Below are 25,441 nucleotides of genomic sequence, written 5' to 3' on the forward strand. Positions count from 1 at the left end.
CGGCGCGGGGACCCGAGTGAGCTACTTGCCGAGGACGAGGGTGTTGTTGCACCCCAGGCGTGAGCCGATGTCGGTGGTTTGCGGGCCAGGTGAGACCTTGCCGTTGGACCAGTTGCCGTACACGGACTGGCCCTGTACGTCGGTGTTCCTGTCGGTCGTACTGCATGAGGTGCTCTGGGTGATGACGATCGTCTTGCTCTCCCCGCCGCGGTGCTTGTGCCCTTTCCCTTTCCCGTGTCCCTTCCCGTGCCCGTGCCCCTTCCCGTGCCCCTTCTCGTGCCCGTCCCCGTGGGCGTAGGCGGTGCCGGCGCCGAGGAAGCCGACGGTGCCGAGGAGGACGGTGACGACAGCCGTCTTGAGAGTCTTGCGCATGTCTTCTCCGAGCGTTGAAACGGACGCGTATGCGATCCACCACGTCATAAGATGGCGAGAGGTTAATAGGTAAATGTCCGATATTGACTCGTCGGCACGCCGGATCGTCTGATCAACGAGCGCGGGCGCCGGCTCGGCGGCCTGCTCAAGTCCCCTGTGCCGTCAAGGCATTACGGGGCCGAACGCGGCGTAGGCGCTCCGCGCCGAACCACCCGTGTGGCCGCGCCGCGAGCGCGCGTCCGCCTAGAGGCGCGGCACGTGGTCCACCCACGCCATGTCGGCCGTCGCGATGAGCGACTGGCCGGCCACGACCCCGGGGGTCACACCGGTGAACGCCACGACGTCCCGGTGCAGATGCGACTGGTCGGCGTAGCCGCAGTCGGCCGCGACCCTGGCCGCCTCCTGGCCCCCGGCCAGGCGGGTGGCGGCCCAGTCGAAGCGGACGAGCTTCACGGCGCGCTTGGGCGGCAGGCCGAGCTGCGCGTGGAAGCGGGACCACAGGCGCTTGCGGCTCCAGCCCAGCTCGCCGGCCAGCCCCTCGACCCGCACCTGGCCGTGCCCGGCGACGATACGGTCCCAGGCCCAGGCCAGCTCCGGCTCGATGGCGGGCCCCGCGGCGGACAGCCGGGCGAGGAACGCTTCGACGAGCGCGAAGCGTTCCTCCCACGAGGCGGCCTGGGCCAGCTGCTCGCGCAGCCGGGCCGCCCGCCGCTCTCCCCACAGGTCGTCCAGGGCCACCACGGAGCTCTCCAGCTCGGCAGGGTCCACGCCCAGCACGGCGCGCGCGATGGCGGGGGACAGGCGCACCTGCATCCACTCGACGTTCGCGGCCCGCACCCGCGCCGCACCGCCGACGCCGAACCCGAGCCCGGTGACAAGGCTGCCGCGGTGCCGCCGCCCCGTCGACTCGTCGATGCCGAGCGCCGCCTCACCGCAGGCCAGCGCCAGCGTCAGCACGGGGTGCGGGTCGAGCCGGTGGTCGACCGGAGCCGGGCCGCGGTCGCGCAGCCCCGCCAGGACGACGCCGGGTACGCGGCTGGGCCGGGCCGGGCGCGTGACCTGCCACACGGGGGCAATGACGCGCCGGCGCACGGCAGTTGACATGCGTCCATGCTACGGCGCCCGCCCGGACGGAACATTTCTTCAATCCAGTGGGCCGCACCCGCGGCGAAGGTGAGCGCATGACTTCCACCGGACCCACCGGACCCACCGCGCCGCCACCACCGGGCGTGGCCCGTCTACTGCGCCCGTACGCGGGCGGCTTCGCCATTGTCGTCGTCCTCCAGGTCATCGGCGCCGTCGCCGGCCTGGCGCCGCTCCTCGCGGTCGTCGAGCTCGGCCGTACGCTGCTGGCGCCGGGGCCGGCCGACGACGGGCACGTGCGCAACGTCGTGATCGTGGGCGCGGCAGGGCTGCTCGTACGGCTGCTGTTCACGGCCGCCTCGTCCGGCGTCGGACACCTTCTCGACACCCGGGTGCAGCTGTCGCTGCGCCGGCAACTCGCCGCGCGGCTCGGGCGGGTGCCGATCGGCTGGCTGGCACGGCGGCGCAACGGGGAGCTGGCGAAGCTGGTGGGTGAGGACGTCAGCGCCGTGCACCCGCTCATCGCCCACACGCCGGGCGAGCTGGTCTCCGCCTTCGTGGTGCCGCTGGTCTCGCTCGGCTACCTCCTCACCGTGGACTGGCGGCTGACACTGATCACGCTGATCCCCGTGCTGCTGGCCGTCGCGCTGGTGCCGCTGATGATGACCCCTGCGCGGCTGCGCGAGCAGAAGGAGTTCGACGCCGCGATGGGGCGGATCTCGGCGTCGGTGGTCGAGTTCGTGCAGGGCATCGCGGTGGTGAAGGCGTTCGGCGGGGCGGAGCGGGCGCACGGCACGTTCCGTACCGCGGTGGGCGACTTCACCCGGAGCTTCTACCGGATGGTGCGCGGTCTTGCCGGGGTCGCCGCCGGGATGCAGGTGGCGCTGTCGCCGCCGTTCGTGCTGCTGGCGGTGCTGGTCGGCGGCGCGTACCGGATCACCGGGGGCGGGCTCGCCCCGGCGGACCTGCTGCCGTTCCTGCTCCTCGGCCTCGGGCTGACCGCGCCCGTGGCCGCGCTCGGGCACGGCTTCGACGACCTGCAGACCGCGCGGCGCGCCGTCGGCCGAATCCGGGACGTACTCGCCGAGCCGTCGCTGCCCGAGCCCGTACGGCCGGTGGCGCCCGAGGGACACCGGGTGGAGCTGCGGGACGTCCGCTTCGGGTACGAGGGTCGCTTCGGGTACGAGGATGCCGAGGCCGGGCGCGAGGTGCTGCGCGGGATCGACCTGGTGCTGGAGCCGGGCACGATCACCGCCGTGGTCGGGCCGTCCGGCAGCGGCAAGTCCACGCTGGTGCAGCTGCTGCCGCGGTTCTACGATCCGACGCATGGCTCCGTGCTCCTCGGCGGCGTCGACCTGCGCGAGGTGGGCAGCCAGGAGCTGTACCGGCGGGTGTCCTTCGTCTTCCAGGACGTCCGGCTGCTGCGCGCCTCGGTCGCGGACAACATCGCCCTCGCCGTCCCGCACGCCGACCGCGACGCGGTCGTCCGCGCCGCCCGCCGGGCGAGCATCCACGACCGCGTTCTCGAACTGCCCCGCGGCTACGACTCGGTGATCGGCGAGGACGCCCGCCTCTCCGGCGGCGAGGCGCAACGCGTCTCGATCGCCCGCGCCCTGCTCGCCGACACCCCCGTCCTGGTCCTCGACGAGGCCACCGCCTTCGCCGACCCGCAGACCGAGCAGGCGGTGCGCGAGGCGCTGGCGCAGACCCGGGAGAAGCGGACGACGCTGGTCATCGCCCACCGCTTGGAGACGATCGCCGACGCCGACACCGTCGTAATGCTGCGCGACGGCGAGATCGTGGAGCGGGGCACGACCGCGGAACTCCTCGCGCGGAACGGCGCATTCGCCGAATTCTGGAAGATCCACGCCGGTGCCATGGAAGCCCGTGCCGCGGAAGCCGATGCCATGGAAGGGGAAGAGGCCCGATGATCAGCACCCTGCTGCGTGTGCTCGGCCAGGAGTACGCCGGGCCGGTGCGCCGCACCATTGCCCTGATGACGGCGACCGCCCTCGCCGAGGGACTGTCGTACGCCCTGCTGGTGCCCGTGCTGCGCGCGCTCTTCGGCAGCACACCCGAGGACGCCCGGCCCTGGCTGGCCGCCTTCGGCACGGCGGTCGCGGTCTACGCGGTGCTGCGGTACGTCAGCGACCGCTCCGGTTTCCGCGTGGGTACGACGATGCTGCATGGCATGTACGAGCGTCTCGGCGAACACCTCGCCCGGTTGCCCATCGGCTGGTACCAACCCGGCCGCACCGGCGAGATATCCGTCCTCGCCAGCCAGGGCGTGTTGCAGGCGATGAGCGTGATCGCGCACCTCCTGGCGCCGTTCATCTCCGCCTGCGCGACGCCGCTGACGATCGTCGCCGTGATGCTCGCCGTCAACTGGCAGTTGGGGCTTGCCGCCCTCGCCGCTGTGCCGTTGGTAGCCGCGGTCCAGCTGCGTACGGCCCGCGCGACGACGGCGACCGACGCGGAACGCGTGGAACGCGAGCGCGAGGCCACCGGCCGCGTCATCGAGTACCTCCAGGCCCAGCCGGTGCTGCGCGCCGGCGGCCGCACCGGCGAGCGATTCGGTCTGCTGGACGACTCCCTGAAGGAACTGCGCTGCGCCTCGCGTCGCTCCACCATGTCGGCGCTGCCAGGTGTGCTGGGTCTTGCGGTCACCGTGCAGGCGGTGTTCACCGCGCTGCTCGCGCTCGGCGCCTACCTCGCCCTCGGCGGGGACATAGGTGCGGCCGAGACACTGGCAGTCCTGGTGCTCGCCGCCCGCTGCGCCGACCCGCTGCTGTCCCTCGCCGAGATGAGTGGCGGCATCCGAGCCGCCCGCGCCGAACTCACCCGCCTCGACGACGTCCTCACCACCAAGCCGCTGCCGGAGCCCCGCGCGCCGCGCGAACCGTCCTGCCACGACGTCGAGTTCGACGCGGTCACCTTCCGGCACGGGGACCGGACGGTCGCCGACGGGGTGGCGCTGTCCGTACCCGAGGGCCGGCGGCTCGCCGTCGTCGGGCCGTCGGGCGCGGGCAAGACGACGCTGCTGCAGCTGCTCGCCCGCTTCTACGACGTCGACGCGGGCGCGGTGCGGATCGGCGGCGTGGACGTACGGGAGATGGACACGGCGGCGCTGATGGCGCGGATCGCCATCGTCTTCCAGGACGTCTACCTCTTCGACGGCACGATCGAGGAGAACGTGCGCCTCGGCCGCCCGGACGCCACCGACGCCGAGGTACGGGCCGCGGCGGCCGCGGCCCGTCTCGACGAGGTGATCGAGCGGCTGCCCGGCGGCTGGTCGACGGACGTGGGCGAGGGCGGGGCCCTGCTGTCGGGCGGCGAGCGGCAGCGCGTCTCCATCGCCCGCGCACTGCTGAAGGACGCGCCGATCGTGCTGCTCGACGAGGTCACTTCGGCCCTGGACCCGGTGAACGAGGCGGCCGTGCACGCCGGCATCGAGGAGCTGATGGCGGGCCGGACCGTGGTGCTGGTGGCGCACCGCATGAGAACCGTGCGCCGGGCCGACCACGTCGCCTTCCTGGACGCCGGGCGGGTGGTCGAACAGGGCACCCACGAGGAGCTGCTGCGGCACGCCGACCGGTACGCCGCGTACTGGGACCTGTCCCGGGCAGCGGCGGCGCGGGACTGAGACGGCCGTGCGGGGGCCTCGGTGGCAAACGGCCCCGGACAAGGAGTCCGAGGGCGAGTGGGAGCCCCGGTCGGGGTGGCCGGGGGCGCGTGAAGCGCGCGTGCGGTCGCGCTTGACCATGCCGCGACGGCATGGTGCCGAGTGGAGTGAGCAGAGGCGGTCGGCCGATACCCGAGCAGTCGAAACGGAGCAGGATGCTCGGCCCGCAGGGCACCGCCGCCTATGCCGACCTGATGAGAAACCCCGTCGAGGATCCCGCCGGCGCGGCCTTCGAACAACTGCCCGCCGACGCCGACGAGCAGACCCGCGCCGAGGTGGCCGAGGGCCTGGTCGCCTTCGTGCAAGAGCTGTGGCGGCAGCACCCGGGTCTGAGCACACTGTCCGCCGACGCCCCGCGGGGCGAGAAATTCGCCAAGAAGACTGTCGGCAACGCCTTCCAGGAGATCTACAACGAAGCCCAGTCGGACGTCCTGCGCCGGCTGCGCATCCTGCTCGCCGAAGCGCGAGGCATGGACGGGCGGTCGGCTTGAGTGCTGAGCCTGAGCACGGTACTCGGGGCTGCACCAGCAGCTGTCTTCCACCCCCAGGCAATCACACATGCTGAGCGCGCGGGCGGTCGGAAATTCCGGTCGCGCGGTGGCGTTGATCGGATATTCTGTCCGGGATTTCGCGCGGCAGGTTCTCTGCCGCCCCACTCGGCGCGCTCGGCGTCGACACGCACCGCGTGCCCTGCCCGGAAGGAGGCGAGAGACATGGACCGTGCCGAATGCGTTGCGGCCATAGTTGCCTCCGGCCGTGTGCCCTCCCTCCTCTGCGGCGCGCGGTAACTCTCCCCCCTTCTTGTTTCTTGTCTCCGGCATCTTCCTGAGATGCCGCGTCACGAGATGCCCTGGCCTGCGCGGTTCGTCGCCGCGAGGGCCGCGGGGGCGCGCGCCCGAAGACGGGCCCTACTTTCGCTGGTCACCGTGATCTCGGCACTGCCGTGTCCCCGTGCTGCGTACACCGGCCCGTCGTCACCACTGCGACCGTCCCTGGCCGGCTTTCCTCGAAGGATCCTCATGAAACCCCTGACCGAGCACGACATCCGTACCTCGTTCGTCAACTGCTCGAAGGGCGAGGCCAAACGCCTCCCCCTGCCCAAGAACCTGGCGGACCTCGACCACTGGGACGACCTGGACTTCCTGGGCTGGTTCGATCTGTCCGCGCCCGATCGCAGGTATCTCGTCGTCGAACGCGCCGATGAACTCGTCGGCCTGTCCCTCCGCTCCGCTTCCGGCAACCGCGGCTTCCTGCGCCGCAGCCTGTGCTCCCTGTGCCTGACCACGCATCCCGGCAGCGGCGTCTCCCTCATGACCGCCCCCAAGGCAGGCCCGGCCGGCCGCGAAGGCAACTCGGTGGGCCTCTACATCTGCTCCGACCTGGACTGCTCGTTGTACGTACGCGGCAGGAAGAAGGCAGCACCGGGCGGGCGCATGGAGGAGTCCCTCACCGTCGAGCAGCAGATCGAGCGCCTGCGCGACAACCTCGACGCGTTCGTGGAGCGGCTCTTCCACTGAGCCCGACAGGGCTCGACGGCCATCGCCGCCGAGCCCTGCTCCACTCCCGCCTCAAACGGCGTGATCGCCTCATGAGAAAGGCCCCGGACCCTCCCTGACCTTGGACGAGCCGACGACACTTGGTGAGCCGTACTCGCGTCACCTGGGCGGCAAGCTGCGTGAGCTGCGCTTCGAGCTGGACGGCGAGTCCGTGCGCATCCCGTACTGGCTCGCCCCCGGGCAGCGGATCGTTCTGTTGACGGTGTTCCGTAAGACGAGGATGCGTGAGGCGGCGGAAGTCGAGCGTGCGCATAGGCCCAGAAGGTCTGCGAGGCCGAGCATGGCCGGGCCGAGCACACCTACGACCGGCGCAAGGAGAGTTGATGAATCACAGCACGTGGAGGACGCGCCGGGCCCGGCAGCTGGCGGGTGAGGCGGTGGAGTACGACCAGGAGTACGTCGACGCACGGCTGGCTGGCGACCTTGGTCAGGCGGTCTACGACCGTCGGCTCGAGCTCGGTCTGTCCCAGGCCGAACTGGCCGAGCGGGCCGGGATGACGCAGCCTCAGGTGTCCCGGATGGAGGGTAGCGACACCGTGCCCACTCTCCCGCTGCTACGACGCCTGGCCAAGGCACTGGACGGCACCCTGAACCTGGCCATCGACGAGGGTGACTCCCGCGTCACCTTCACCCCGCACGCCGCTTGAAACCGAGCCCCGCCCCGCTCGAGGGGGTGGACCTCAGCGAACCGGTGAGCGAGGTTGCCCCGCTGACCCGGCTGTGTCCCATCACCGGCTTTAGCCTTGGGAGAGAGGGGGCACTGTGTCGGTGACCTGCGGCTTCCCGGACCCAGACCTGGATGCGCTGCGCGAGACCCATCACTGAGCCTGATCTGTGAAGAGCGTCCGATGCGATTAGTGGCGGGGCAATCGGAAGCCGACTGCGAGGGCTCACGTGGAGAAGCCCGCTCCGGAGTCCGTGCCGGACGATGCTGATCCGGTGGGCGGTATTTCGGAGATCAACTCTCCGTCCGCTCACGCACCGCTCACGCAAACGGCCCCGCACGCACGGGCGGACGCTGTTGGTTAATTTGGGGCCTGCGTGACGTCGGTCTTCAAGACTCGGTTGTGGTCTTGAAGACCGACGTTGTCGTATGGGGTGGGTGTTGATGTCGATGCGTTCGGCCGGGGATGGGGAGATCCCCGGGGAGACGGTGCGGGTAGCGCGGGCGGCGTTCCCGAAGGGCAGTCTGGCGACCCGGCTGCGGGATGAACTGGGCGTGTTGTTCACCGATGAGCAGTTCGCTGATCTCTTCCCGTCCCGGGGCAGGCATGCGTGGTCGCCGGGGCGGCTGGCGCTGGTGCTGGTGTTGCAGTTCGTTGAGGGGCTGACCGACCGGCAGGCGGCGGAAGCGGTCCGCGCCAGGATCGACTTCAAGTACGCGCTCGGGCTGGAGCTCGACGACCCGGGATTCGACTTCTCGGTGCTGTCGGAGTTCAGAGACCGCCTGACCGGCACGGACGGCGGGCGGCGGGTGATGGACGGTGTCCTGGCCGCGGCCAGGGAACGAGGACTGCTCAAAAGCTCGGGCCGGGCCCGCACCGACTCCACCCACGTGCTGTCCGCCGCACGGGAGCTGAACTGGCTGGAGATGGTGGCCGAGACCCTGCGTGCGGCACTCAACGCGGTCGCCCACAACGCCCCGGACTGGCTGGCCGACATTGCCGAGCCGGACTGGTTCCAGCACTACGCCACCCGGATCGATGACACCCGGTTTCCCGCCTCCCGCGCGAAGCGGGCCGAGGTGGCCGAGCGGATCGGCCGGGACGGGATGCGCTTGCTGGCAGCTGTCTTCGACCCCCGTTCTCCCGATGGCCTGCGCGACCTGAACAAGGTGGAGGTCCTGCGGCAGATGTGGATCCAGCACTTTCACCTGGTGGAGGGCGAGGTGCGGCGCAGGGACCCAAAAGACCGCCCGCCGAACGCGACGCGCCTGGTCACCCCGTATGACACCGACGCACGTGGCAGCGTCAAACGCGACATCATGTGGGACGGCTACAAGGTCCACTTCACCGAGACCTGCGAGCCGGACGCCCCGAACCTGATCACGAACGTCACCACGACCGTGGCCACCGTCCAGGACCGGTCGATGGCCGAGACGATCCACACCCAGCTTGCCGCACGTGACTGCCTGCCCGCCGAACACTGGGTGGACGCCGGCTATCCCACCGCCCCCGCCCTGGTCAGCGCCCGACGCGACCACGGCATCGCCCTGCACGGACCCATCCAAGCCGACAACAGCGCCCAGACCAGCGCCGAAGACGGCTTCGCCCAAGACGCCTTCACCATCGACTGGAACAAGCAGCAGGCCGCCTGCCCTGGCGGCCACACCAGCACCACCTGGAGCGAACGGCTCTCCCAGCGCGGCCAGCCGGTACTCCGGGTGGTCTTCTCGGCGAGCGACTGCCGCCCCTGCACCATGCGACAGGCGTGCATCAACACCACCAACGCCAAACGACCCCGTGAACTGCGGCTACGCCGCCAGGACGAACACCACGCGCTGCATGCGGCCAGGGCGGAACAGCAGACCGACGCCTGGAAGGAGCGCTACCAGATCCGCGCCGGTGTCGAGGGCACCATGTCCCAGGCCGTCCTACGCTGCGGCCTGCGCAGGTCCCGCTACCGAGGCCTGGCCAAAACCAGCCTCCAGCACCAGCTCACTGGCGCCGCGATCAACCTCGCCCGCATCGACGCCCACCTCATCGACACACCACGAGCCCGCACTCGCATCAGCCACTTCGCAGCACTTCGCCCCGCCGACCAAGAAGCGGCCAGCGGGGCGAAGTGCCCGGCCCCGAATTAACCAACAGCGTCCGAGTCGTCCGAGGCCGAACAGGAGCCATCCCTGGGGGAGAAACCCCAGGTCAGCGCGGTAACGCGTGGTGCCCCCGGCAGGATTCGAACCTGCGACACCCGCTTTAGGAGATCTCCTCCGGTGAGGCCGTGACCTGCGTAAACGTAGCCTCCAGTGCACCTGACCTGCGAAATCACTCCTCCACGGTTCTCGCGTGTTCTCAGCCATTCCCGGCCTCATGTGTGCCGAATCCGTTCCGGTCGGCCACTTGGTTGGGGGCGGTACCTGTTGACGAGGACGACCAGGCGCACGCCGTAAGAACTGCCACTCTCGCTGGGCGGCCAGGCTGACGGATGCCCCGCTCTCGTCCCAAAGGTGTGAGCGGACAGGCGGAAACCCGTAGCCTGGGACCAGCAGTACGCAGCCCGATGCATGCGGAGGGGATGCCGGTGACCACAGCTTCGAGCGGTGTTCCTCACCCGCCGCGCCCGTCGTCGCATCCGCTGCGGACCATCCGTGACATCCGGGAGTCCCTGCCTGAGGACCAGCGTCGGCACTTTGACGCGGAGCTCGCCGACACGGAGATCGAGGCTCTGCCCGAGATGCTGCACCGCTGGGTGACGCTGAGCAACGACGGCTTCGAGGAATTTCTGCTCTCCCGGCCCTTCGAGGGTCTGGAGTTCGGCGCCCGCTCCTACGATGCGCAGACGGACGCCGAGTGATCTACCTGTTCGACACCAATGTCGTCGCCGAACTCACGACCCGGGCGAAGCCCGACCCGCGCGTCCTGGCCTGGTTCCGGTCCACGGCCCGCCCCAACCGCTTCTTGAGCGTGATCACCGTGGCCGAGATCGAGGCCGGCGTTGCCGCCGCCCCGGATCCCGTAAGGCAAGCCCGCTACGCACAAGCCCTCGCTGCGGTACGGCACGAATTCCGTGACCGCATCGCACCGATCGGCGAACCGGAAGCGGCCGCCTACCTCACCATCCACAAGACGCTCAAGGCTGCCGGCACCAGCATCGACCCACCGGACGCCCTGATCGCCGCCTCTGCCCTGGCCAACGGCTGGACAGTTGCCACACGCAACATCAAGCACATGGCCCGAACCGGGGCTCTGGTGGTCAATCCGTGGGAGCAGCAACTGTAGGTGGCCGCGGCGTCTGTGCCGCATGCGCATAGGCCCTCCCGTCCGCCGGACGGAAGGGCCTCTGACCTGATGTTTCTCTGTGCCCCCGGCAGGATTCGAACCTGCGACACCCGCTTTAGGAGAGCGGTGCTCTATCCCCTGAGCTACGAAGGCGAGGATCTCCGTGAGATCCGGCGACCAGCCTAGCGGATAAGGGATCGGCAGTGGGCAGGCCCTCGTTTCCGCAGGAGGCTCGGCTCCGGGGCCGGATGCCACCGCCGACGCCCGCTGCCCCCGCCCGCCACCCCGAGGCCCCCGCCCCCTGCCAACGCCCCGCCACGCACGCCCCTAACCGACCCGCTGCATAGCCTTCCGATGCCGTTCCGCCATCGTGGATCCGGACTCGCGGCGGGCCATTCTCCGCAGTACGGGCGGTGCGAGGAGTAGCCCGGCGACTGCCCAGGCGCCCAGTACCCCCGCTGTCTCCAGGTGCCGCCAGGATTCGCCGAGTTCGGCGGCGACCGCGTCGGCCGGGAGGAGGGCCGAGCGGAGGCCGAGGCCGAGCCAGTAGACGGGGAAGATCTGGCCGACGGTCTGGAGCCAGTCGGGCAGCTTCGAGAGGGGGAAGTAGATTCCGGAGATCACGATGAGGCCCATGACCGGAAGCATCAGCAGGCCGATGGTGCGCGGGCTGTCGACGAGGGAGCCGATGACGGCGCCGATGGGCAGGGTGGCCAGGAGGCCCAGCGGTACCACCCAGAGCAGCGTCAGCCATGCTCCGCCGCCCTGCCGGGCAACGTCATCGACGAGGAACACGCCGGCGGCGAGGGCGAGTCCCATGGAGACGAGTGCCGTACCCGACACCATGACGATCTTGCCGACCAGGTGGCCGACCATGCCGTGAGGCACGGACTTGGCCCGCAGCAGGGTGCCGTCCTCGCGCTCGGTGGCCAGGAGCTGCGCGGTGGTCATCATGCCGGTGAAGGCGAGCGTCATGCCCACCATGCTCGGCAGCATGAACGCGCCGACCGAGATGCCGGCACCCTCCAGCCGATCGTCCCTGACCAGGAACAGCGGCACGACGAGCAGGACCGTCCAGATGGTGTATCCGAACACGTCCTGGCCGGTGGTGAAGGTCTGCCGGAGTTCTATGCAGCCACGCCGCACTCCCGCTCTCGCTGCGTGCCACACCGGACTCATCGGACTCATCCGACTCATCGGACTCATCACGATCCCTCTCCGAAGGCCTGTGCCGCGCGCTCGCCGGAGACGCTCCCCGCCTCCGATTCGCGCACCATCGTCAGGTAGGTGTCCTCCAGGCTCGCCCGGCGCACCTCCAGCCCGCCGATCGCCTCGCCGTGCTCCTCGAACAGCCGGCGGACGAAGGGGGTCGGCTCGGCCGTCGCCTGCTCGTAGGGCTTCCCGTCCAGGGTCCAGCGCACGGTGGCCTCGGCCGATGCCTGCCGGGACAGCTCCTCGGCGGGGCCGTCGGCCACGATGCGGCCACCGGCCAGGATGAGGATCCGGTCGGCGAGCTTCTCCGCCTCGGCAAGGTCGTGCGTGGTCAGCAGAACGGTGGTGTTCTCGTCCGCCAGCCCGCGCACCAGGCCGTGGAACTCGTTCTTGGCCTCCGGGTCCAGACCGGCCGCCGGCTCGTCCAGGAACAGCAGCTCGGGTCGGCCCACAAGGCCGATGGCCACGTCGAACCGTCTGCGCTGCCCGCCCGACAGGGTCCCCACCCGTTTGTTCGCCTGCTCGGTGAGCCCCACGGCGGCGATGAGGTCGTCGATGTCCCACGGCCGCCGTACGAGGGGGGCGGAGTACGGCGCGTAGTACGAACCCAGCTGGACCAGCAGCTCCCGCACCCGCCACTTGCCGTGGTCGCGCCAGGACTGCAACACGATGCCCAGGCGCGCACGCCACCGTTCGTCCCCGCGCGCCGGATCGGTGCCGAGGACGGTCACGTCACCGGCCGAGCGCATCCGGAAGCCTTCCAGGATCTCGATCGTGGTCGTCTTGCCCGCGCCGTTCGGGCCGAGCAGTACGACGACTTCCCCTCGACGGGCCGTGAAGCCGACCCCCTTCAGTACGTCCTGGGTGCGGTAGCGCATCCGCAGATCGCGTACGTCGATGACCGTGTCGGTCTGCGGTGGTGGACTGCTCCCGGACCCGGACAGGGCGTGAGCGGTCTTCATAAGTGTTCCCCCGGTCAGTCTGTCTTCTCCTGGTCGTCCCCTTTGGCATCAGGGGCCGAAGGCCGCGCCGATGGGCCCTACCCGGGCGAACACATTACCTAACGTTTACCTGCGCGCCGATACATGAGAGCGGCTGCCGGCGCCACCCGACGTGGCGCCGGAACCGCTGCCCTCACCGTCAGCGCGTCCCCTTCGCCGCGAAGTCGGCGACCTGGTCGACGTTGTCCTTGGTGATGAAGGCCGGTCCGGTGAGGACGGGGGCGGTGCCGCCGCCGCTGAAGTTGCCGTTGGTCTTGTAGAGCCAGAGGGCGTCGACGGACAGGTAGCCCTGGAGGTAGGGCTGTTGGTCGACGGCGAATTCGACCGTGCCGTCCTGGACGGCCTTGACGAGATCCTTGTTGAGGTCGAACGTCGCGACCTTGGCGTCGGTGCCCGCGTCGGACACGGACTGCACGGCGGTGAGGGCGATCGGGGCGCCGAGGGTGACCACCTGGTCGATGGAGCTGTCCTGCTTGAGCTTGGCGGTGATCGTCGACTTCACGGACGGCATGTCGGTGCCGTTGACGTAGAGGGTGTCGGTCTTGCCCTTGAACCCCTTTTTCAGGCCGGCGCAGCGGGCCTCCAGGGCGACCTGCCCCTGTTCCTGGATGACACAGACGGCGTGCTTCGCGCCGAGCTCGTTGAGGCGCTCGCCGAAGGCCTGGCCGGCGATGTTCTCGTCCTGGCCGAAGTACTCGAGCATGCCGAGCTCCTTCCAGTTGCCGACACCGGAGTTGAAGCCGACGACCGGGATGCCGGCCGACTGGGCCTTGGCCACCACGTCCTTCATGGCTTCCGGCTTGGCGGCGGTGAGGGCGATGCCGTCGACCTTCTGGTCGATGGCGTTCTGCACGAGGTTGGCCTGGTTGCCGGCGCTGGGATCGCTGGAGTAGACGAGCTTGATGTTGTCCTTGGCGGCGGCGGCCTGGGCGCCCTTGCGGATGAGGTCCCAGAACGTGTCGCCGGGTGACGCGTGGGTGATCATGGCCACCGTCATCCGGGGGGTGTTCGCCTTGCCCGCCGAGGCGGCCGCGCCCTCTTCCTCGGACTTCTTGCCGCCCGAGCTGCTGGAGCAGCCCGCGGCGAACAGGACGCCGGCCAGAGCGGTGGCGGTGAGTGTGGCGGCTCGTTGGTGTCTGCGCATGTCCCCTGCACCTCGCTGTGCGGTCCGGGGCACTAGAGCGCTTTATTAGCGCGCTCTAGTGCCAAGTGCCACGTACTATGAGGCCGCCCCGGAGGGCTGTCAATGGATATGTCAGGACGTCTCTACAAGGGCTGAAGGGGAGGGTGCGTGCTTCTCACGCAGCCGACACCCGCGTGAACCTCCCCGCCACATGCAGGTCCGCCTCGATGCCCGCCGCCGTCGCCCTCAGCTCGGGCAGGATGTCGTGGACGCATTCGTCGGCGGTGTGCCGGGCCGCGTGCATCGCGACGTTCACCGCGGCCACCACCCGGCCCGTGCGGTCACGGACCGGTACCGCGATGGAGCGCAGGCCCTCCTCCAGCTCCTCGTCGACCAGGGCGTAGCCCTGCGCACGGACCTCGTCCAGGGTCGCGGAGAGCGCCGCGGGGTCCGTGACCGTGCGCGGGGTCAGCGCCTTCAACTCGCCGAGCACACGCGCCTGTTCAGGTACGTCGGCGAGCATCACCCGCCCCATCGAGGTCGCGTACGCCGGCAGCCGCGTCCCCACCGTGATGTTGACGCTCATCACCCGGATCGTGGCCACCCTGGCCGTGTACTGGATCTCCTCGCCCGACGGTGACAGGACGGCCAGTGACGCCGACTCGTGGACCCGGGTGGAGAGGTCGGCGAGGTGCGGGGTCGCGATCTGGGAGAGGGTCGTGCGGGAGAGGGGCGGAAAGCCCAGGGAGAGGACTCGCGGGGTGAGCGTGAACGTGCGGTGCGGAGCCGGCCGTACCAGCCCCAGATGCTCGTAGGTGATCAGCGCCCGGCGGGCCGTCGCCCGTGCCAGGCCCGTCGCCTTCGCGACCTCCGTCAGGGTCAGCTCCGCGCGGCCCTCACCGAAGGCCGTCAGGACGGTCAGGCCGCGGGCCAGGGATTCCACGAACTCCCTCCCCAGCTCCTGCTTCGACGCCCCCGTCCAGGTCGCAAGGCCCGACGGCGGCGCGGCCGGCTCCGGCGGCGGGGACTCGCGCAGTTCGCGTTCCATGTCCGTCACCGCCGCCCGCAGCCGGGGCAGGAGCGTGTCGCGCAGGCCGGCGGCGGTGTGGCGGCTGGTGTGGCTCACCACGCTTGCCACACAGGCGACTTGGCCGGTGCGCGGATCGCGTACGGGTGCGGCCACCGCGACCAGGCCCGGTTCGATCAGCTGGTCGTCCAGCGCCCAGCCGTCCGCCGCCGCCTGTGCCGCCCGCTGCTCGAACTCCTCGTCGGGGTGGGGGTGTTCGCGTGGTGGTACGGCGGGAAAGGCACGGTCCTGCGGGTCCGCCGCCCGGCGTGCGCGCCAGCGTGTCCAGTCGTCGTCGCTCCACTCGGCGGCGAACAGCGGTCCTGGCGCGGTGCGTTCGGCCGGGAGGAGGTCGCCGATGCGGAAGCTGAGGGACATCGCGCGGCGGCGGGTGGCCTGGTGGATGAAGCGGATGCCGTCGCGGTCGCCCACCGCGAGCGACACCGACTCGTCGAGTTCGTCGGCGAGTTCGTCGGCGCGGGCGGCGAGGAGGGCCGGCAGGCGCAGGGCGGACAGATAGGCGTTGCCCAGTTCCATCAGGCGCGGGGTGAGGACCGCGTCCCGGCCGTCGAGACGGACGTACCCCATGCGCGCGAGCGTCGAGGTGATCCGGTCGATGGTGGAGCGAGCGAGTCCGGTGGCCCGTTCCAGCCCGCTCGGGCTCAGCGTGCCGCCCGCCTCGGTCAGGTGCCGCAGCACGGCGATCCCCCGCATCAGCGGGGTGACCGCCTCGGCCGGTACGGCGTCGGGCTGGCCGGTCGCCCCGAGGGCGGCGGTCGTGGTGTTCGCGGGCATCGGCTCTCCGGTACGGCGGTCGCGGCAGCCCTACGGTAATCCGCGGCGTTTCCTCCGGCCCGCAGGCGGAGAGTGCCGCGATGGGTGGTCGGTCGTCTGCGGGTTCGTCGTGGCTGGTCGCGCAGTTCCCCGCGCCCCTTGAGGGCGCTGCAAGCGCCCCAAGCCCTTCACTTCCGCGTCGGCCTCGGCCCCCGTGTCACCCGGACCTGATGCTCCCCGCCCGGATCCGCGTCCGTCACCGCGATCCGGATGTCGTGGCGGGGGTCGCGGAAGTCCTCGCCCGGGGTGAAGGGTGCGTCGGAGAGTTCTGCGTGGACGTTCGGGCTGCGGGTGCAGCCGCCGCTGTCTCGGCGTGAGTCGTACACCGTCACCGGTCCCCGGCCGGTGTCCACGGTCGCGTCGACCTTGTAGATCAGGACGCCGGGGCGGCAGACCGCTTCGTCGTTGCCGCTGCGGGTGCGCAGCTCGAGCGCGTAGCCGGTGCGGGCGTCGAGCGGGACGAAGACCAGCTTGGGGCCGCCCGCGCGGGACAGGGGGGTGAGCGTGTGGTCGCTGGTGCCGGGGTCGGCCGCGCAGCTGACCTGGGCGGCGTCCAGCCAGCCCAGTTTCCATTTGTGCCAGCCGAGGAAGTCGTTGTTGGCGCCCCAGTCCTCGCTCATGATGTCCCAGTGGCCGACAGCGGCCCCGCCTTCCTGGGTGTAGAGGTCGGGCAGGCCGAAGACATGGCCGTTCTCGTGGGGCAGGACGCGGTAGCCGGTCTTGCCGTAGGTGCCGGAGCCGTCGTCCTGGCGGGAGTAGACGAAGGACGCGTTCGCCACCGGCCTGCCGTCCGCGACGGGTGCCTCGGTGTTGCCTGCGAAGGTCACCGACAGGACGGTGTCAAGGGCGGAGGGGCCGGCGTTCGGGGTGATCAGCACGTTCAGGAAGTCGTACGACGTGAAGTCGACCTTGGGATCGGCGGCGGCGACGAGGTCCTGGACCAGGTCGCGGTAGCCGGGGTCGAAGGGGGCGCCGCGTTCTATGCCGTACGCCCGGAACGGCTTCGGCATGCGCAGCCACTGGCGTATGGGCGTGTCGGGGCGGTAGTCCAGGCGGCCGTAGGAACTGGTCCGGAACCATTCCCGGGTCTGCGGGAAGAACTCGGCGTAGCGGTCGAGCGCGGTGCCCTGGCCGGGCGCGTCGGAGAAGTCGATCATGAGGGTGAGGGCGCGGACGGTGCCGGTGGAGCGGGAGTAGCCGCGAGGGGTCGGGACGCCCTCCGACATCTGGACCTGGGGTCCGCCGGTGATCATGCAGGGGCCGTGGGCGGCGGAGCGGGCCAGGGCGATCGAGCCGGCGCCGGCCGTCGTGGAGGTCGCCGCCAGGTGCCCCGTACCGGCCGCGTTGCTGACCGTGAAGGTCAGGACGGTCACGGACGCGAGGGCGGCCAGGCGGCGCGGGCGTATCCGACGGGTGGCGGTCGGCTGCGGCATGCACGGCCCCCTTCGCTCCGGGCAGCCGCAGGTCACGGACTGCGCCCTTTCGATCACCCTGGGGCGGGGGGCGGGGCGGGCGCGCGCTGGAGGGGCCGAACGTGCGTTTCCCGCCGGTAGGGATGTGACTCAGGTCACAGGAAGATTCTTCGAGGGCGGGAAATAACCGGGGATCGTTTCCCCGTTTAGACCTGTGTCCGCGCGAAACGGGGAGCGCTTCCCCGGATCGCACCAGAGTCCATCGAGGAGTACGCCGTGCAGACCGCGACCCCCGTGCAGAAGAAGGTGACCCGGCCGCGCGCCGACGCCCTGCGCAACCGGGAGCGGATCGTCACCGCCGCCCGCGAGATGTTCACCGAGTTCGGCCCTGATGTGCCGCTCGATGAGATCGCCCGCCGGGCCGGCGTCGGCAATGCCACGGTGTACCGCAACTTCCCCGACCGCGAGGCGCTGGTCCGCGAGGTCGTCTGCTCGGTCATGGACCGTACGGCAGAGGCCGCGCACCAGGCGCTCGCGGAGACCGGGGATGCCTTCGAGGCGCTGGAGCGCTTCGTGCACGCCGCCGCCGACGAGCGGATCAGCGCGCTGTGCCCGATGATCTCCAGCGCCTTCGACCAGCACCACCCCGACCTGGTGGCGGCGCGGGAACGGGTCGAGCAGCTCATCGCAGAGGTCATGGAGCGTGCCCAGAAGGCGGGCCAGCTCCGTTCCGATGTGGCCGTCGGCGACGTGATGCTCGCCGTGGCCCAGCTCAGCCGGCCCCCGGCCGGTGTCGGCTGTATGAGCCTCGACCGCTTCGTCCACCGGCACCTGCAGCTCTTCCTGGACGGACTGCGGGCTCCGGCCCGCTCGGTCCTGCCGGGGGTGGCATCGACGATGGAGGACCTGCGGAGCCCAGCCTGACCGATTAGTTCAGCGCCTCGCGCCAGTCAGTCACGACACACAGCTTCCGGCCGTCAGTGACGACGAGCCGTTCCCTAGACCAGTCGTTCCCTTACTTCACCGTTTTTCCGTCCCGAAGTCCCGAAGTGGGTATCCCCATGTCTGAAACAGCCTCAAAGGCTCCCGGCGCCCCGGCCACGTCCGGCGACGCCAACCGCTGGAAAGCGCTCGTCTTCATCGCGCTCGCCCAGCTGATGGTCGTGCTCGACGCGACCATCGTGAACATCGCGCTGCCCTCCGCCCAGCAGGACCTGGGCATCTCCGACGGCAACCGGCAGTGGGTCGTCACGGCCTACGCCCTCGCCTTCGGCGGACTGCTGCTGTTCGGTGGCCGGGTCGCCGACCTGTGGGGCCGGAAGCGCGCCTTCGTCGTCGGTCTGATCGGCTTCGCCGGGGCCTCCGCGCTCGGCGGCGCCGCCACCAACGAGGCCATGATGTTCGGCGCCCGTGCCCTGCAGGGCGTGTTCGGCGCACTGCTCGCGCCCGCCGCGCTCTCCCTGCTCGCCGTGATGTTCACGGACGCCAAGGAGCGCGCCAAGGCGTTCGGCATCTACGGCGCGATCGCCGGTGGTGGCGGTGCCGTGGGCTTCATCCTCGGCGGTGTGCTGACCGAGTACATGGACTGGCGCTGGACGTTCTTCGTGAACATCCCGTTCGCGATCGTCGCCGCGCTCGGCGCGTACTTCGTCATCCGTGAGCCGGAGGGCGGCCGCAACCGCAACCCGCTCGACATCCCCGGCGTCCTGCTCTCCACCCTCGGCCTGGTCGCGCTGGTCTACGGCTTCACCCGCGCCGAGTCCGACGGCTGGGGCGACTCGGTGACCGTCGGCATGTTCGTCGCGTCGGCGGTGCTGCTGATCGCGTTCGTCATCACCGAGGCCAAGGTCAAGGCCCCGCTGCTGCCGCTGCGCGTCATCACCGACCGCAACCGCGGCGGGATCTACCTCTCGCTCGGTATCGCGATCATCGCGATGTTCGGCACGTTCCTGTTCCTCACCTACTACCTGCAGATCGTGAAGGGCTACACGCCGATCAAGACCGGCTTCGCCTTCATGCCGATGATCGTCGGCATGATGATCGGCTCGACCCAGATCGGTACCCGTCTGATGACCCGCGTCCCGGCGCGGATGCTGATGGGCCCCGGCTTCCTGGTCGCCGCGATCGGCATGCTCCTGATGACGCAGCTGGAGATCGGCTCGTCGTACAACTCGACGATCCTGCCCGCGATGCTGCTGCTCGGCCTCGGTATGGGTACGGCCTTCATGCCGGCCATGTCCCTGGCCACCCTGGGCGTCGAGCCCCGGGACTCCGGTGTCGCCTCCGCGATGGTCAACACCTCGCAGCAGGTGGGCGGCGCGATCGGTACGGCCCTGCTGAACACGATCGCCGCGTCGGCCACGACCACCTACATCGCGGACCACATCGGCTCGGCGACCTCCAGCTCCCAGCAGCAGCTGGTCCAGCTGCAGGGCCAGGTGCACGGCTACACCAACGCGATCTGGTTCGCCGTCGGCATGCTGGTCCTCGCCGCGGTCATCGTCATGGTCCTCGTCAACGCCGGCAAGCCCGACACCTCCGCGGTGGCCGGATCGGCCGAAGGCGTCGAGGATGAGGTGGCGATACCCGTCGTCGCCCACTGAGCCGACGACACCCTTCGGGACCGACTCGTACGTACGGGGGAGGGGACGCTCTCGTACGTACGACTCCCAGGACCTGCCCCCGACTCCGCGCACCGGAGCCGGGGGCAGGTCCGAACCGTTTTATGACAACGCCCTTAGCGGCAGCGCCCCGTAAGGGGCGCGGGGAACTGCGCGACCAGCCCCCACCGCCCCGCAGCCGACGAACTACAGAGCCCTTAGCGAAGCCACGGCAGATCCGCACCCGCCTCGCCCGGCTGCAGCCCCTCCGCGATGATCTGCATGATCTCCCCGAGCGACTTCTGCTGCTCCGGCGTGAGCCGGTCGAACAGCGCCTGGCGCACGGCCTCGACATGACCCGGCGCGGTACGGCGCAGCACCCCCGCACCCTCCTCCGTCAGCACCGCGAACTGCCCCCGCTTGTCGGAGGGGCAGTCCTCCCGCCGTACCCACCCGTTCTTCTCCAGGCGCGCGATGGCGTGGGAGAGCCGGGACCGGGTGATCTTCGCGTTCATGGCCAGCTCGGTCATCCGCAGCCGGCGGTCGGGGGCCTCGGCAAGGGCGACCAGCAGGCCGTAGTAGATGTGCGGCATGCCCGCGTCACGCTGGAGCTGGCGGTCGAGGTGGTCCTCGAGGAGCGTGGTGGCGTGCAGGTAGAAGCGCCAGGTGCGCTGCTCGTCAGCGGTGAGCCAGCGGGGCTCCTCGGCTGCGGGCGCTGCTTCGGTGGATGCGGGTGCCGTGTTCATGTATTCCACTGTACGAGGGCTCTCCTTGAAGGTTAAACAAACGAGGCGTAGGATTCAGAAGAGATGCTTTAGATTTTAAGCAACAGCTTCGAGCAGAGTTCGCAGCAGTTCGTCGGAGGGAGTCGCCATCATGTCCGCCGCCACTCAGGAGCGCATGCCCGCCCTGTATCTCAGTCACGGCGCCCCGCCGCTCGCGGACGACCCGATCTGGCCCGGCGAACTCGCCGCCTGGTCCGCCGACCTGCCGCGCCCCAAGGCGATCCTGATGGTCTCCGCCCACTGGGAGGAGGCCCCGCTCGCCCTCGGCGCCACCGAACCGGTCCCGCTCGTCTACGACTTCTGGGGCTTCCCCGAGCACTACTACCAGGTGCGCTACGACGCCCCGGGCGCCCCCGAACTCGCCGATTCCGTACGGAAGTTGCTGCGGGCGCCGGGTATGCCCGTGCAGGACGTGCCGGACCGGGGTCTCGATCACGGCGCCTATGTCCCGCTGGTGGAGATGTTCCCCGAGGCCGACATCCCGGTCCTGCAGGTCTCCATGCCGACCCTCGACCCGGTCCGGCTCATGGAGATCGGCCGCACGCTCGCGCCGCTGCGCGACGAGGGCGTGCTGATCGTCGGCTCCGGCTTCTTCACCCACAACCTGGCCGCGCTGCGGCACACCGGCGGGGGAGTGCCGCGCTGGTCGTCGGAGTTCGACGACTGGGGCCGGAGCGCGCTGGAGTCCCGTGACGTGGACTCCCTGCTGGACTTCCTGAACAAGGCCCCGGCCGGCCGCTACGCCCATCCGCGCACCGAGCACTTCGCCCCGCTGTTCGTGACGCTGGGCGCGGCGGACGCGGCCGGTGAGCTGGACGCGCAGAAGTCGGTGATCGACGGGTTCTGGATGGGCATGGCGAAGCGGTCCGTTCAGTTCGGGTGACCTCTGTCCGAGTGGCTTACGCGGCCTACGTGTCCTACAGATCCTTCTCGTACCAGGCGACGTCCCAGTAGCGCCCGAACTTCCGGCCCACCTCGCGGTACGTGCCGACGTACCGGAATCCGAAGCGTTCATGCAGCCGCGTGGACGCTTCGTTGGGCTGAGCGATGCCCGCGTAGGCCCGGTGCAGGTCCTCGCCGGCCAGCGCCTCGAAGAGGGCCTTGTAGAGGAGCGTGCCGATGCCGCGGCCGCCCGCGCCGGGGGCGACGTACACCGTGACCTCGACGGAGGTCGCGTAGGCGGGCTTCGCACGGTAAGGGCTGGATGTGGCGTAGCCCAGAATTTCCTGTGAGTCCACCGCCGCGGCAACCTTCAGCCGGTACGGGCCGTCTTCAGGGTGGGAGAGCAGCCAAGGACGACGCTCTTCCGGAGTGAAGGCAGCCGTGTCAAATGTGATGGGCGTCTCACGTACGTAGTGGTTGTAGAGGTCGGTGAGGGCTTCGAGATCAGCCTCGACTCCCGGCCTGACCTGCACCTCTGTACGTTCCGACGACATCACGCCTCCTATGTGGCGGCACAGGGTACTGCATGATCAGAAAAATAGAGGGGCCGGTTGGGAATTCTGTCCTGATTCCAGTCGTTGTTTCCATCGGATGCAGGGCACCCGAGGAGTGAACCGAAGAGCCACCCGAGGCGTAGAACCGGGCATCCGCAGAACCACCCGCTGACCTCACCATCGCAAGGGAGCACGCATGGCAACCGGTGCCGTCGCCCGTCGTCAGTCCGCCAAGGGCGGGACCGACGCGGCACGCAGTGTTCGCGCCCACGGCGGCGAGATCGCCGACCGCGACCTGGTCGGCATGTACCTCGACGAGATCGCGCGCACACCGCTGCTCGACGCCGCCAAGGAGGTCGAGCTGTCTCAGACCATCGAGGCGGGTGTGTTCGCGCGACAGGTCCTCGACGGCGAGGCGGAGTCCCAGGTGGACGCCACCCGCGAGGAGCTCGAGGCACTGATCGCCGAGGGTGAGCGGGCCAAGGACGTCTTCATCCGCTCCAACCTCCGCCTGGTCGTCGCCGTGGCCCGCCGCTACCCCCGCAGCGGCCTGCCCCTGCTGGACCTCATCCAGGAGGGCAACGCCGGCTTGGTGCGCGCGGTGGAGAAGTTCGACTACCGCAAGGGCTTCAAGTTCTCGACGTACGCGACCTGGTGGATCCGCCAGGCCATCACCCGCTCGATAGCCGACCAGTCCCGCACCATCCGGCTGCCCGTCCACCTGGTGGAGGAGCTGGGCCGGATCCGCCGCATCCAGCGCGAGTTCAACCGGGAGAACGGCCGCGAGCCGGAGCCCGCCGAGATCGCCGCCGAGCTCGGCTCGACGCCGGAGCGCGTGACGGACGTCCTGGACTGGGCCCGTGACCCGGTCTCGCTCAACATGTCGGTGGACGACGACGGCGACACCCAGTTCGGCGACCTGCTGGAGGACACCTCCGCGGTCTCGCCCGAGCAGTCGGTGCTGACGCTGCTGCGCAGCGAGGGCCTGGAAGACCTGATCAGCCGCCTCGACCAGCGCACCGCCTCGATCATCAAGATGCGGTACGGCATCGAGGACGGCCGGGAGCGCACGCTGACCGAGGTCGGCAAGGAGCACGGCCTCACGCGCGAGCGGATCCGGCAGATCGAGAAGCACGCCCTGATGGAGCTGAAGAAGCTGGCCCGGGACACCGGGTTCGACGCGGCGGCGTAAGAGACCTGTAAGAGACCTGTAGGAGAGACTGTTTCGGGTCCGGCGCGCGTGGGAAGCTGCGTGCGCCGGGCGGCGTACGGCCTCGGCAGGCGCGTGCGCTGGTGGCGGAAGACCGCGCAAACATGGCGTGTTTAACGCCGCTTCAACCCGTGGGGGCGCGGGAACAAGACCAGCGACCCCCTTTGAACCAAGTCCCGACGCCCTCCCCCCGGCGCCGGGACTCTCCCCGAGCCGGGTTCCGGTGCCCCTCCCCCCGGGCGCCGGGGCCCGGCTCTGCCCCGGCCTCCCCCTGCCAGGGCATGCTGGAGGGCAGGCCACCCCGTACCTGAACCACGGGGTGGCCCGCCGAATGGCAGATTGTGTCACAGGGGCATAGCCTGCCGAGTGTGAGCAGTCCCACCCCCGCACAGAACCGGGGCGCCTCCGCGGCGCCCTCCGGGTCCGCGCCGATGTCGCTGACCGAGCGCCGCAAGGCGGAGACCCGGATGGAGATCGCCAGGGCGGCGGCCCGTCTCTTCGTCACCCAGGGCCTGCGGGCCACCCGCGCCGAGGACATCGCCCAGGCCGCGGGCATCGCTCCCCGCACCTTCTATCGCTACTTCGCGACCAAGGAGGAGGCCGTCGCCCCGCTCTACATCATGGGCGCCCAGCGCTGGGCCGAGGCGGTGCGGGAGGCTCCCCCCGAACTGCCGCTCCCCGAGGCCCTGGAACACGCCGTACGCCACACCCTGACGCCGGGTACGGCGGTCTCCGCCGCGTCCTGGGAGTGGGTCCGCACGCTGGTCCGCCTGGCCATGACCAGCCCCGCGTTGCGGAAGGTTTGGGGCGAGGTGTGTCTGGCGTCGGAGACGTCGATGGCTGTGGTGCTGGGGGAGCGGGGCGGGGTTGCGGGCGGTGACGACAACGTTGCCGAGGGCGCTGTGATGTCCCCCGAACTCCGTTACGCCGCTGCCGTCGCCGATGCGGCGGTGCGCGTGGCGGTCGAGTCCTGGGCGTCGGGGGAGGCGCCGGCGACGGGGCCGGAGGGGCCGGCCGCGTTGGCGTTGCGGAACTTGGCGGCGGTGCGGGAGTTTTGGGGCGAGGGGTAGGTCGTCGTTTGTCTGCGGGTTCGTTGTGGCTGGTCGCGCAGTTCCCCGCGCCCCTTCGGGCGCTTCACTCCCCGGCCGCTCGGCTCAACCGGCTGCCCAACTCCCGTACGCACTCCACTAGTTCGGTGGGTGCCTGCACCGTGAAGTCGATCCCGAGCATCGCTAGCCGTACCGCCAGCCACTCCACCGGATCGCTCGTGGTGGCCCGCAGCCGGCACCGGTCCGTGCCCAGCGGCTCGGGTGCCCCGAGCCAGGCCGGCAGCCGTGGGCCCACCGTCTCGGCGGAGCCGGCGAATGTGACCGTGAACGCGTAGGTGTCCTGCTGCCCTCGGATCGACTGCCGCAGATACTCCGCCGCGCTCCCTGTCGGCAGCTCCCGCGGAGCGAACCGCGCGCCGGTGGCGAAGGGCTCGCTGACGCGGTCGACGCGGAACGTACGCCAGTCGGCGCGATCGAGGTCGTAGGCGACGAGGTACCAGCGGCGTCCCGTCGACACCAGCCGGTACGGCTCGGTCAGCCGTCGCGACTCGGTTCCGTCCTTCGCCCGGTAGGCGAACCGCAGCCGCTCCCGCCCGGCGACGCTCGACGCCATCACGGTGAGCGTCTCGGGCGCGATGCTCGCCCCGTCGCCGCTGGTCAGCGGTGTGGTCGCGGCCTGGAGGGTGGAGACGCGGTGCCGCAGCCGGGACGGCAGCACCTGCTCCAGCTTGGCCAGGGCCCGTACGGAGGCCTCGTCGACCCCTTCCAGCGCGTGCCCCGCGCCGGCCCGCAGCCCGACCGCGATCGCCACCGCCTCCTCGTCGTCGAGGACGAGCGGCGGCATCGCCTTGCCCGCGACCAGCCGGTAGCCGCCGTCGGCGCCCATGGTCGCCTGTACCGGATAGCCCAGTTCGCGCAGCCGGTCGACGTCCCTGCGGACCGTGCGGCGGGAGACGCCGAGCCGGTCGGCGAGCTCGCCGCCGGGCCATTCGCGGGGCGTCTGGAGCAGGGAGAGCAGTTGGAGGAGCCGGGCCGGAGTGTCTGTCGTCATGAGTTCGAGGATGCCGCAGAACTAGGAC

The 25,441-nt window shown here is 70.3% G+C and carries 23 protein-coding genes, 1 tRNA gene and 1 pseudogene; 14 read left to right on the plus strand and 11 right to left on the minus strand.

Annotated elements, in window-relative coordinates:
• Positions 1-21: 21 nt before the first annotated feature.
• Both OG828_RS28700 and OG828_RS28705 read right to left on the minus strand, forming a co-directional pair.
• Positions 22-372: a hypothetical protein gene (locus OG828_RS28700; RefSeq protein ID WP_328440159.1), complete on the minus strand. Its 351-nt coding sequence runs from the start codon at positions 370-372 to the stop codon at positions 22-24.
• A 243-nt stretch (positions 373-615) separates the two neighbouring features.
• Positions 616-1,476 carry a helix-turn-helix domain-containing protein gene (locus OG828_RS28705; RefSeq protein WP_328502753.1) on the minus strand — a complete coding sequence of 287 codons (861 nt, stop codon included), beginning with the start codon at positions 1,474-1,476 and terminating at the stop codon, positions 616-618.
• Positions 1,477-1,553: 77 nt separating this feature from the next.
• Here OG828_RS28705 and OG828_RS28710 point away from each other — a divergent pair, with 77 nt between their 5' ends.
• The 9 genes and pseudogenes from OG828_RS28710 (at position 1,554) to OG828_RS28750 (ending at position 10,634) form a co-directional block, all read left to right on the plus strand.
• Positions 1,554-3,386: an ABC transporter ATP-binding protein gene (locus tag OG828_RS28710; protein WP_328502754.1), complete on the plus strand. Its 1,833-nt coding sequence runs from the start codon at positions 1,554-1,556 to the stop codon at positions 3,384-3,386.
• Positions 3,383-5,098: an ABC transporter ATP-binding protein gene (locus tag OG828_RS28715; RefSeq protein ID WP_328502755.1), complete on the plus strand. Its 1,716-nt coding sequence runs from the start codon at positions 3,383-3,385 to the stop codon at positions 5,096-5,098. The genes OG828_RS28710 and OG828_RS28715 overlap by 4 nt, the downstream gene beginning before the upstream one ends.
• A 194-nt stretch (positions 5,099-5,292) precedes the next feature.
• A complete protein-coding gene (locus tag OG828_RS28720; RefSeq protein ID WP_328502756.1) occupies positions 5,293-5,628 on the plus strand; it encodes a hypothetical protein in 336 nt (111 codons plus the stop codon).
• A gap of 528 nt (positions 5,629-6,156) precedes the next feature.
• Positions 6,157-6,654: an FBP domain-containing protein gene (locus OG828_RS28725; protein ID WP_328440165.1), complete on the plus strand. Its 498-nt coding sequence runs from the start codon at positions 6,157-6,159 to the stop codon at positions 6,652-6,654.
• A gap of 100 nt (positions 6,655-6,754) precedes the next feature.
• Positions 6,755-7,017, plus strand: a pseudogene (locus tag OG828_RS28730) (type II toxin-antitoxin system RelE/ParE family toxin); the annotation flags it as partial.
• Entirely contained in the window at positions 7,017-7,340 is a 324-nt protein-coding gene (locus tag OG828_RS28735) for a helix-turn-helix domain-containing protein (RefSeq protein WP_328502757.1), read from the plus strand. The pseudogene OG828_RS28730 and the gene OG828_RS28735, both read left to right, overlap by 1 nt.
• 461 nt (positions 7,341-7,801) lie before the next feature.
• Complete coding sequence (locus tag OG828_RS28740) at positions 7,802-9,496, plus strand: IS1182 family transposase (RefSeq protein WP_328441959.1); 1,695 nt, start codon at positions 7,802-7,804, stop codon at positions 9,494-9,496.
• Positions 9,497-9,930: 434 nt separating this feature from the next.
• Entirely contained in the window at positions 9,931-10,209 is a 279-nt protein-coding gene (locus OG828_RS28745; RefSeq protein WP_328362903.1) for a hypothetical protein, read from the plus strand.
• The gene (locus OG828_RS28750; RefSeq protein WP_328502758.1) at positions 10,206-10,634 is read left to right on the plus strand and encodes a type II toxin-antitoxin system VapC family toxin; all 429 of its coding nucleotides are present in this window, start codon (positions 10,206-10,208) and stop codon (positions 10,632-10,634) included. The genes OG828_RS28745 and OG828_RS28750 overlap by 4 nt, the downstream gene beginning before the upstream one ends.
• 80 nt (positions 10,635-10,714) lie before the next feature.
• On the opposite strand, the gene OG828_RS28755 is transcribed toward OG828_RS28750, so the two are convergent.
• The 6 genes from OG828_RS28755 to OG828_RS28780 all read right to left on the minus strand — a co-directional run bounded on the left by OG828_RS28755 (position 10,715) and on the right by OG828_RS28780 (position 17,303).
• Positions 10,715-10,787 (minus strand) — tRNA-Arg (locus tag OG828_RS28755).
• Positions 10,788-10,961: 174 nt separating this feature from the next.
• A complete protein-coding gene (locus tag OG828_RS28760; RefSeq protein ID WP_328372240.1) occupies positions 10,962-11,813 on the minus strand; it encodes an ABC transporter permease in 852 nt (283 codons plus the stop codon).
• Positions 11,814-11,839: 26 nt separating this feature from the next.
• Positions 11,840-12,808 (minus strand): ABC transporter ATP-binding protein, encoded by a 969-nt coding sequence (locus OG828_RS28765; protein WP_328502759.1) that lies wholly within the window; start codon positions 12,806-12,808, stop codon positions 11,840-11,842.
• A gap of 178 nt (positions 12,809-12,986) precedes the next feature.
• Positions 12,987-13,991, minus strand: coding sequence for a sugar ABC transporter substrate-binding protein (locus tag OG828_RS28770; protein ID WP_328502760.1), 1,005 nt, complete (start codon positions 13,989-13,991; stop codon positions 12,987-12,989).
• A 154-nt stretch (positions 13,992-14,145) separates the two neighbouring features.
• Positions 14,146-15,831, minus strand: coding sequence for an IclR family transcriptional regulator domain-containing protein (locus OG828_RS28775; protein ID WP_328502761.1), 1,686 nt, complete (start codon positions 15,829-15,831; stop codon positions 14,146-14,148).
• 167 nt (positions 15,832-15,998) lie between these two features.
• Positions 15,999-17,303: a M6 family metalloprotease domain-containing protein gene (locus tag OG828_RS28780; protein WP_328502762.1), complete on the minus strand. Its 1,305-nt coding sequence runs from the start codon at positions 17,301-17,303 to the stop codon at positions 15,999-16,001.
• 255 nt (positions 17,304-17,558) lie between these two features.
• Between OG828_RS28780 and OG828_RS28785 the strand changes: the two genes are divergently transcribed.
• On the plus strand, positions 17,559-18,206 hold the full coding sequence (locus OG828_RS28785; RefSeq protein WP_210576543.1) for a TetR/AcrR family transcriptional regulator: 648 nt from the start codon (positions 17,559-17,561) through the stop codon (positions 18,204-18,206).
• A gap of 137 nt (positions 18,207-18,343) precedes the next feature.
• Complete coding sequence (locus tag OG828_RS28790; RefSeq protein WP_328362919.1) at positions 18,344-19,885, plus strand: MFS transporter; 1,542 nt, start codon at positions 18,344-18,346, stop codon at positions 19,883-19,885.
• 215 nt (positions 19,886-20,100) lie between these two features.
• Here the strand turns inward: OG828_RS28790 and OG828_RS28795 are convergent, their stop codons facing one another.
• Positions 20,101-20,628 carry a MarR family winged helix-turn-helix transcriptional regulator gene (locus OG828_RS28795; protein ID WP_328502763.1) on the minus strand — a complete coding sequence of 176 codons (528 nt, stop codon included), beginning with the start codon at positions 20,626-20,628 and terminating at the stop codon, positions 20,101-20,103.
• 130 nt (positions 20,629-20,758) lie between these two features.
• On the opposite strand from OG828_RS28795, the gene OG828_RS28800 reads away from it, so the two are divergent.
• Positions 20,759-21,550 (plus strand): dioxygenase family protein, encoded by a 792-nt coding sequence (locus OG828_RS28800; protein WP_328362923.1) that lies wholly within the window; start codon positions 20,759-20,761, stop codon positions 21,548-21,550.
• Between the two features lie 34 nt (positions 21,551-21,584).
• On the opposite strand, the gene OG828_RS28805 is transcribed toward OG828_RS28800, so the two are convergent.
• Positions 21,585-22,103: a GNAT family N-acetyltransferase gene (locus OG828_RS28805; RefSeq protein ID WP_328502764.1), complete on the minus strand. Its 519-nt coding sequence runs from the start codon at positions 22,101-22,103 to the stop codon at positions 21,585-21,587.
• Between the two features lie 196 nt (positions 22,104-22,299).
• On the opposite strand from OG828_RS28805, the gene OG828_RS28810 reads away from it, so the two are divergent.
• Together OG828_RS28810 and OG828_RS28815 are read left to right on the plus strand one after the other, a co-directional pair.
• Positions 22,300-23,295 (plus strand): sigma-70 family RNA polymerase sigma factor, encoded by a 996-nt coding sequence (locus OG828_RS28810; protein ID WP_328362927.1) that lies wholly within the window; start codon positions 22,300-22,302, stop codon positions 23,293-23,295.
• A gap of 485 nt (positions 23,296-23,780) precedes the next feature.
• Entirely contained in the window at positions 23,781-24,383 is a 603-nt protein-coding gene (locus OG828_RS28815) for a TetR/AcrR family transcriptional regulator (protein ID WP_328442423.1), read from the plus strand.
• 64 nt (positions 24,384-24,447) lie between these two features.
• Here OG828_RS28815 and OG828_RS28820 read toward each other — a convergent pair whose 3' ends face one another.
• A complete protein-coding gene (locus OG828_RS28820) occupies positions 24,448-25,413 on the minus strand; it encodes a helix-turn-helix transcriptional regulator (RefSeq protein ID WP_328502765.1) in 966 nt (321 codons plus the stop codon).
• Between the last annotated feature and the right edge of the window lie 28 nt (positions 25,414-25,441).

It is taken from the genome of Streptomyces sp. NBC_00457 (assembly GCF_036014015.1).
Lineage (GTDB): Bacteria > Actinomycetota > Actinomycetes > Streptomycetales > Streptomycetaceae > Streptomyces.

What these genes read in the sequence shown, in the direction of transcription:
- OG828_RS28700 (WP_328440159.1), bottom strand. Translation starts at nt 372, where the DNA reads ATGCGCAAGACTCTCAAGACGGCTGTCGTCACCGTCCTCCTCGGCACC.
- OG828_RS28705 (WP_328502753.1), bottom strand. Translation starts at nt 1,476, where the DNA reads ATGTCAACTGCCGTGCGCCGGCGCGTCATTGCCCCCGTGTGGCAGGTC.
- OG828_RS28710 (WP_328502754.1), top strand. Translation starts at nt 1,554, where the DNA reads ATGACTTCCACCGGACCCACCGGACCCACCGCGCCGCCACCACCGGGC.
- OG828_RS28715 (WP_328502755.1), top strand. Translation starts at nt 3,383, where the DNA reads ATGATCAGCACCCTGCTGCGTGTGCTCGGCCAGGAGTACGCCGGGCCG.
- OG828_RS28720 (WP_328502756.1), top strand. Translation starts at nt 5,293, where the DNA reads ATGCTCGGCCCGCAGGGCACCGCCGCCTATGCCGACCTGATGAGAAAC.
- OG828_RS28725 (WP_328440165.1), top strand. Translation starts at nt 6,157, where the DNA reads ATGAAACCCCTGACCGAGCACGACATCCGTACCTCGTTCGTCAACTGC.
- OG828_RS28735 (WP_328502757.1), top strand. Translation starts at nt 7,017, where the DNA reads ATGAATCACAGCACGTGGAGGACGCGCCGGGCCCGGCAGCTGGCGGGT.
- OG828_RS28740 (WP_328441959.1), top strand. Translation starts at nt 7,802, where the DNA reads ATGTCGATGCGTTCGGCCGGGGATGGGGAGATCCCCGGGGAGACGGTG.
- OG828_RS28745 (WP_328362903.1), top strand. Translation starts at nt 9,931, where the DNA reads ATGCCGGTGACCACAGCTTCGAGCGGTGTTCCTCACCCGCCGCGCCCG.
- OG828_RS28760 (WP_328372240.1), bottom strand. Translation starts at nt 11,813, where the DNA reads ATGAGTCCGGTGTGGCACGCAGCGAGAGCGGGAGTGCGGCGTGGCTGC.
- OG828_RS28765 (WP_328502759.1), bottom strand. Translation starts at nt 12,808, where the DNA reads ATGAAGACCGCTCACGCCCTGTCCGGGTCCGGGAGCAGTCCACCACCG.
- OG828_RS28770 (WP_328502760.1), bottom strand. Translation starts at nt 13,991, where the DNA reads ATGCGCAGACACCAACGAGCCGCCACACTCACCGCCACCGCTCTGGCC.
- OG828_RS28775 (WP_328502761.1), bottom strand. Translation starts at nt 15,831, where the DNA reads ATGCCCGCGAACACCACGACCGCCGCCCTCGGGGCGACCGGCCAGCCC.
- OG828_RS28780 (WP_328502762.1), bottom strand. Translation starts at nt 17,303, where the DNA reads ATGCCGCAGCCGACCGCCACCCGTCGGATACGCCCGCGCCGCCTGGCC.
- OG828_RS28790 (WP_328362919.1), top strand. Translation starts at nt 18,344, where the DNA reads ATGTCTGAAACAGCCTCAAAGGCTCCCGGCGCCCCGGCCACGTCCGGC.
- OG828_RS28795 (WP_328502763.1), bottom strand. Translation starts at nt 20,628, where the DNA reads ATGAACACGGCACCCGCATCCACCGAAGCAGCGCCCGCAGCCGAGGAG.
- OG828_RS28800 (WP_328362923.1), top strand. Translation starts at nt 20,759, where the DNA reads ATGTCCGCCGCCACTCAGGAGCGCATGCCCGCCCTGTATCTCAGTCAC.
- OG828_RS28805 (WP_328502764.1), bottom strand. Translation starts at nt 22,103, where the DNA reads ATGTCGTCGGAACGTACAGAGGTGCAGGTCAGGCCGGGAGTCGAGGCT.
- OG828_RS28810 (WP_328362927.1), top strand. Translation starts at nt 22,300, where the DNA reads ATGGCAACCGGTGCCGTCGCCCGTCGTCAGTCCGCCAAGGGCGGGACC.
- OG828_RS28815 (WP_328442423.1), top strand. Translation starts at nt 23,781, where the DNA reads ATGGAGATCGCCAGGGCGGCGGCCCGTCTCTTCGTCACCCAGGGCCTG.
- OG828_RS28820 (WP_328502765.1), bottom strand. Translation starts at nt 25,413, where the DNA reads ATGACGACAGACACTCCGGCCCGGCTCCTCCAACTGCTCTCCCTGCTC.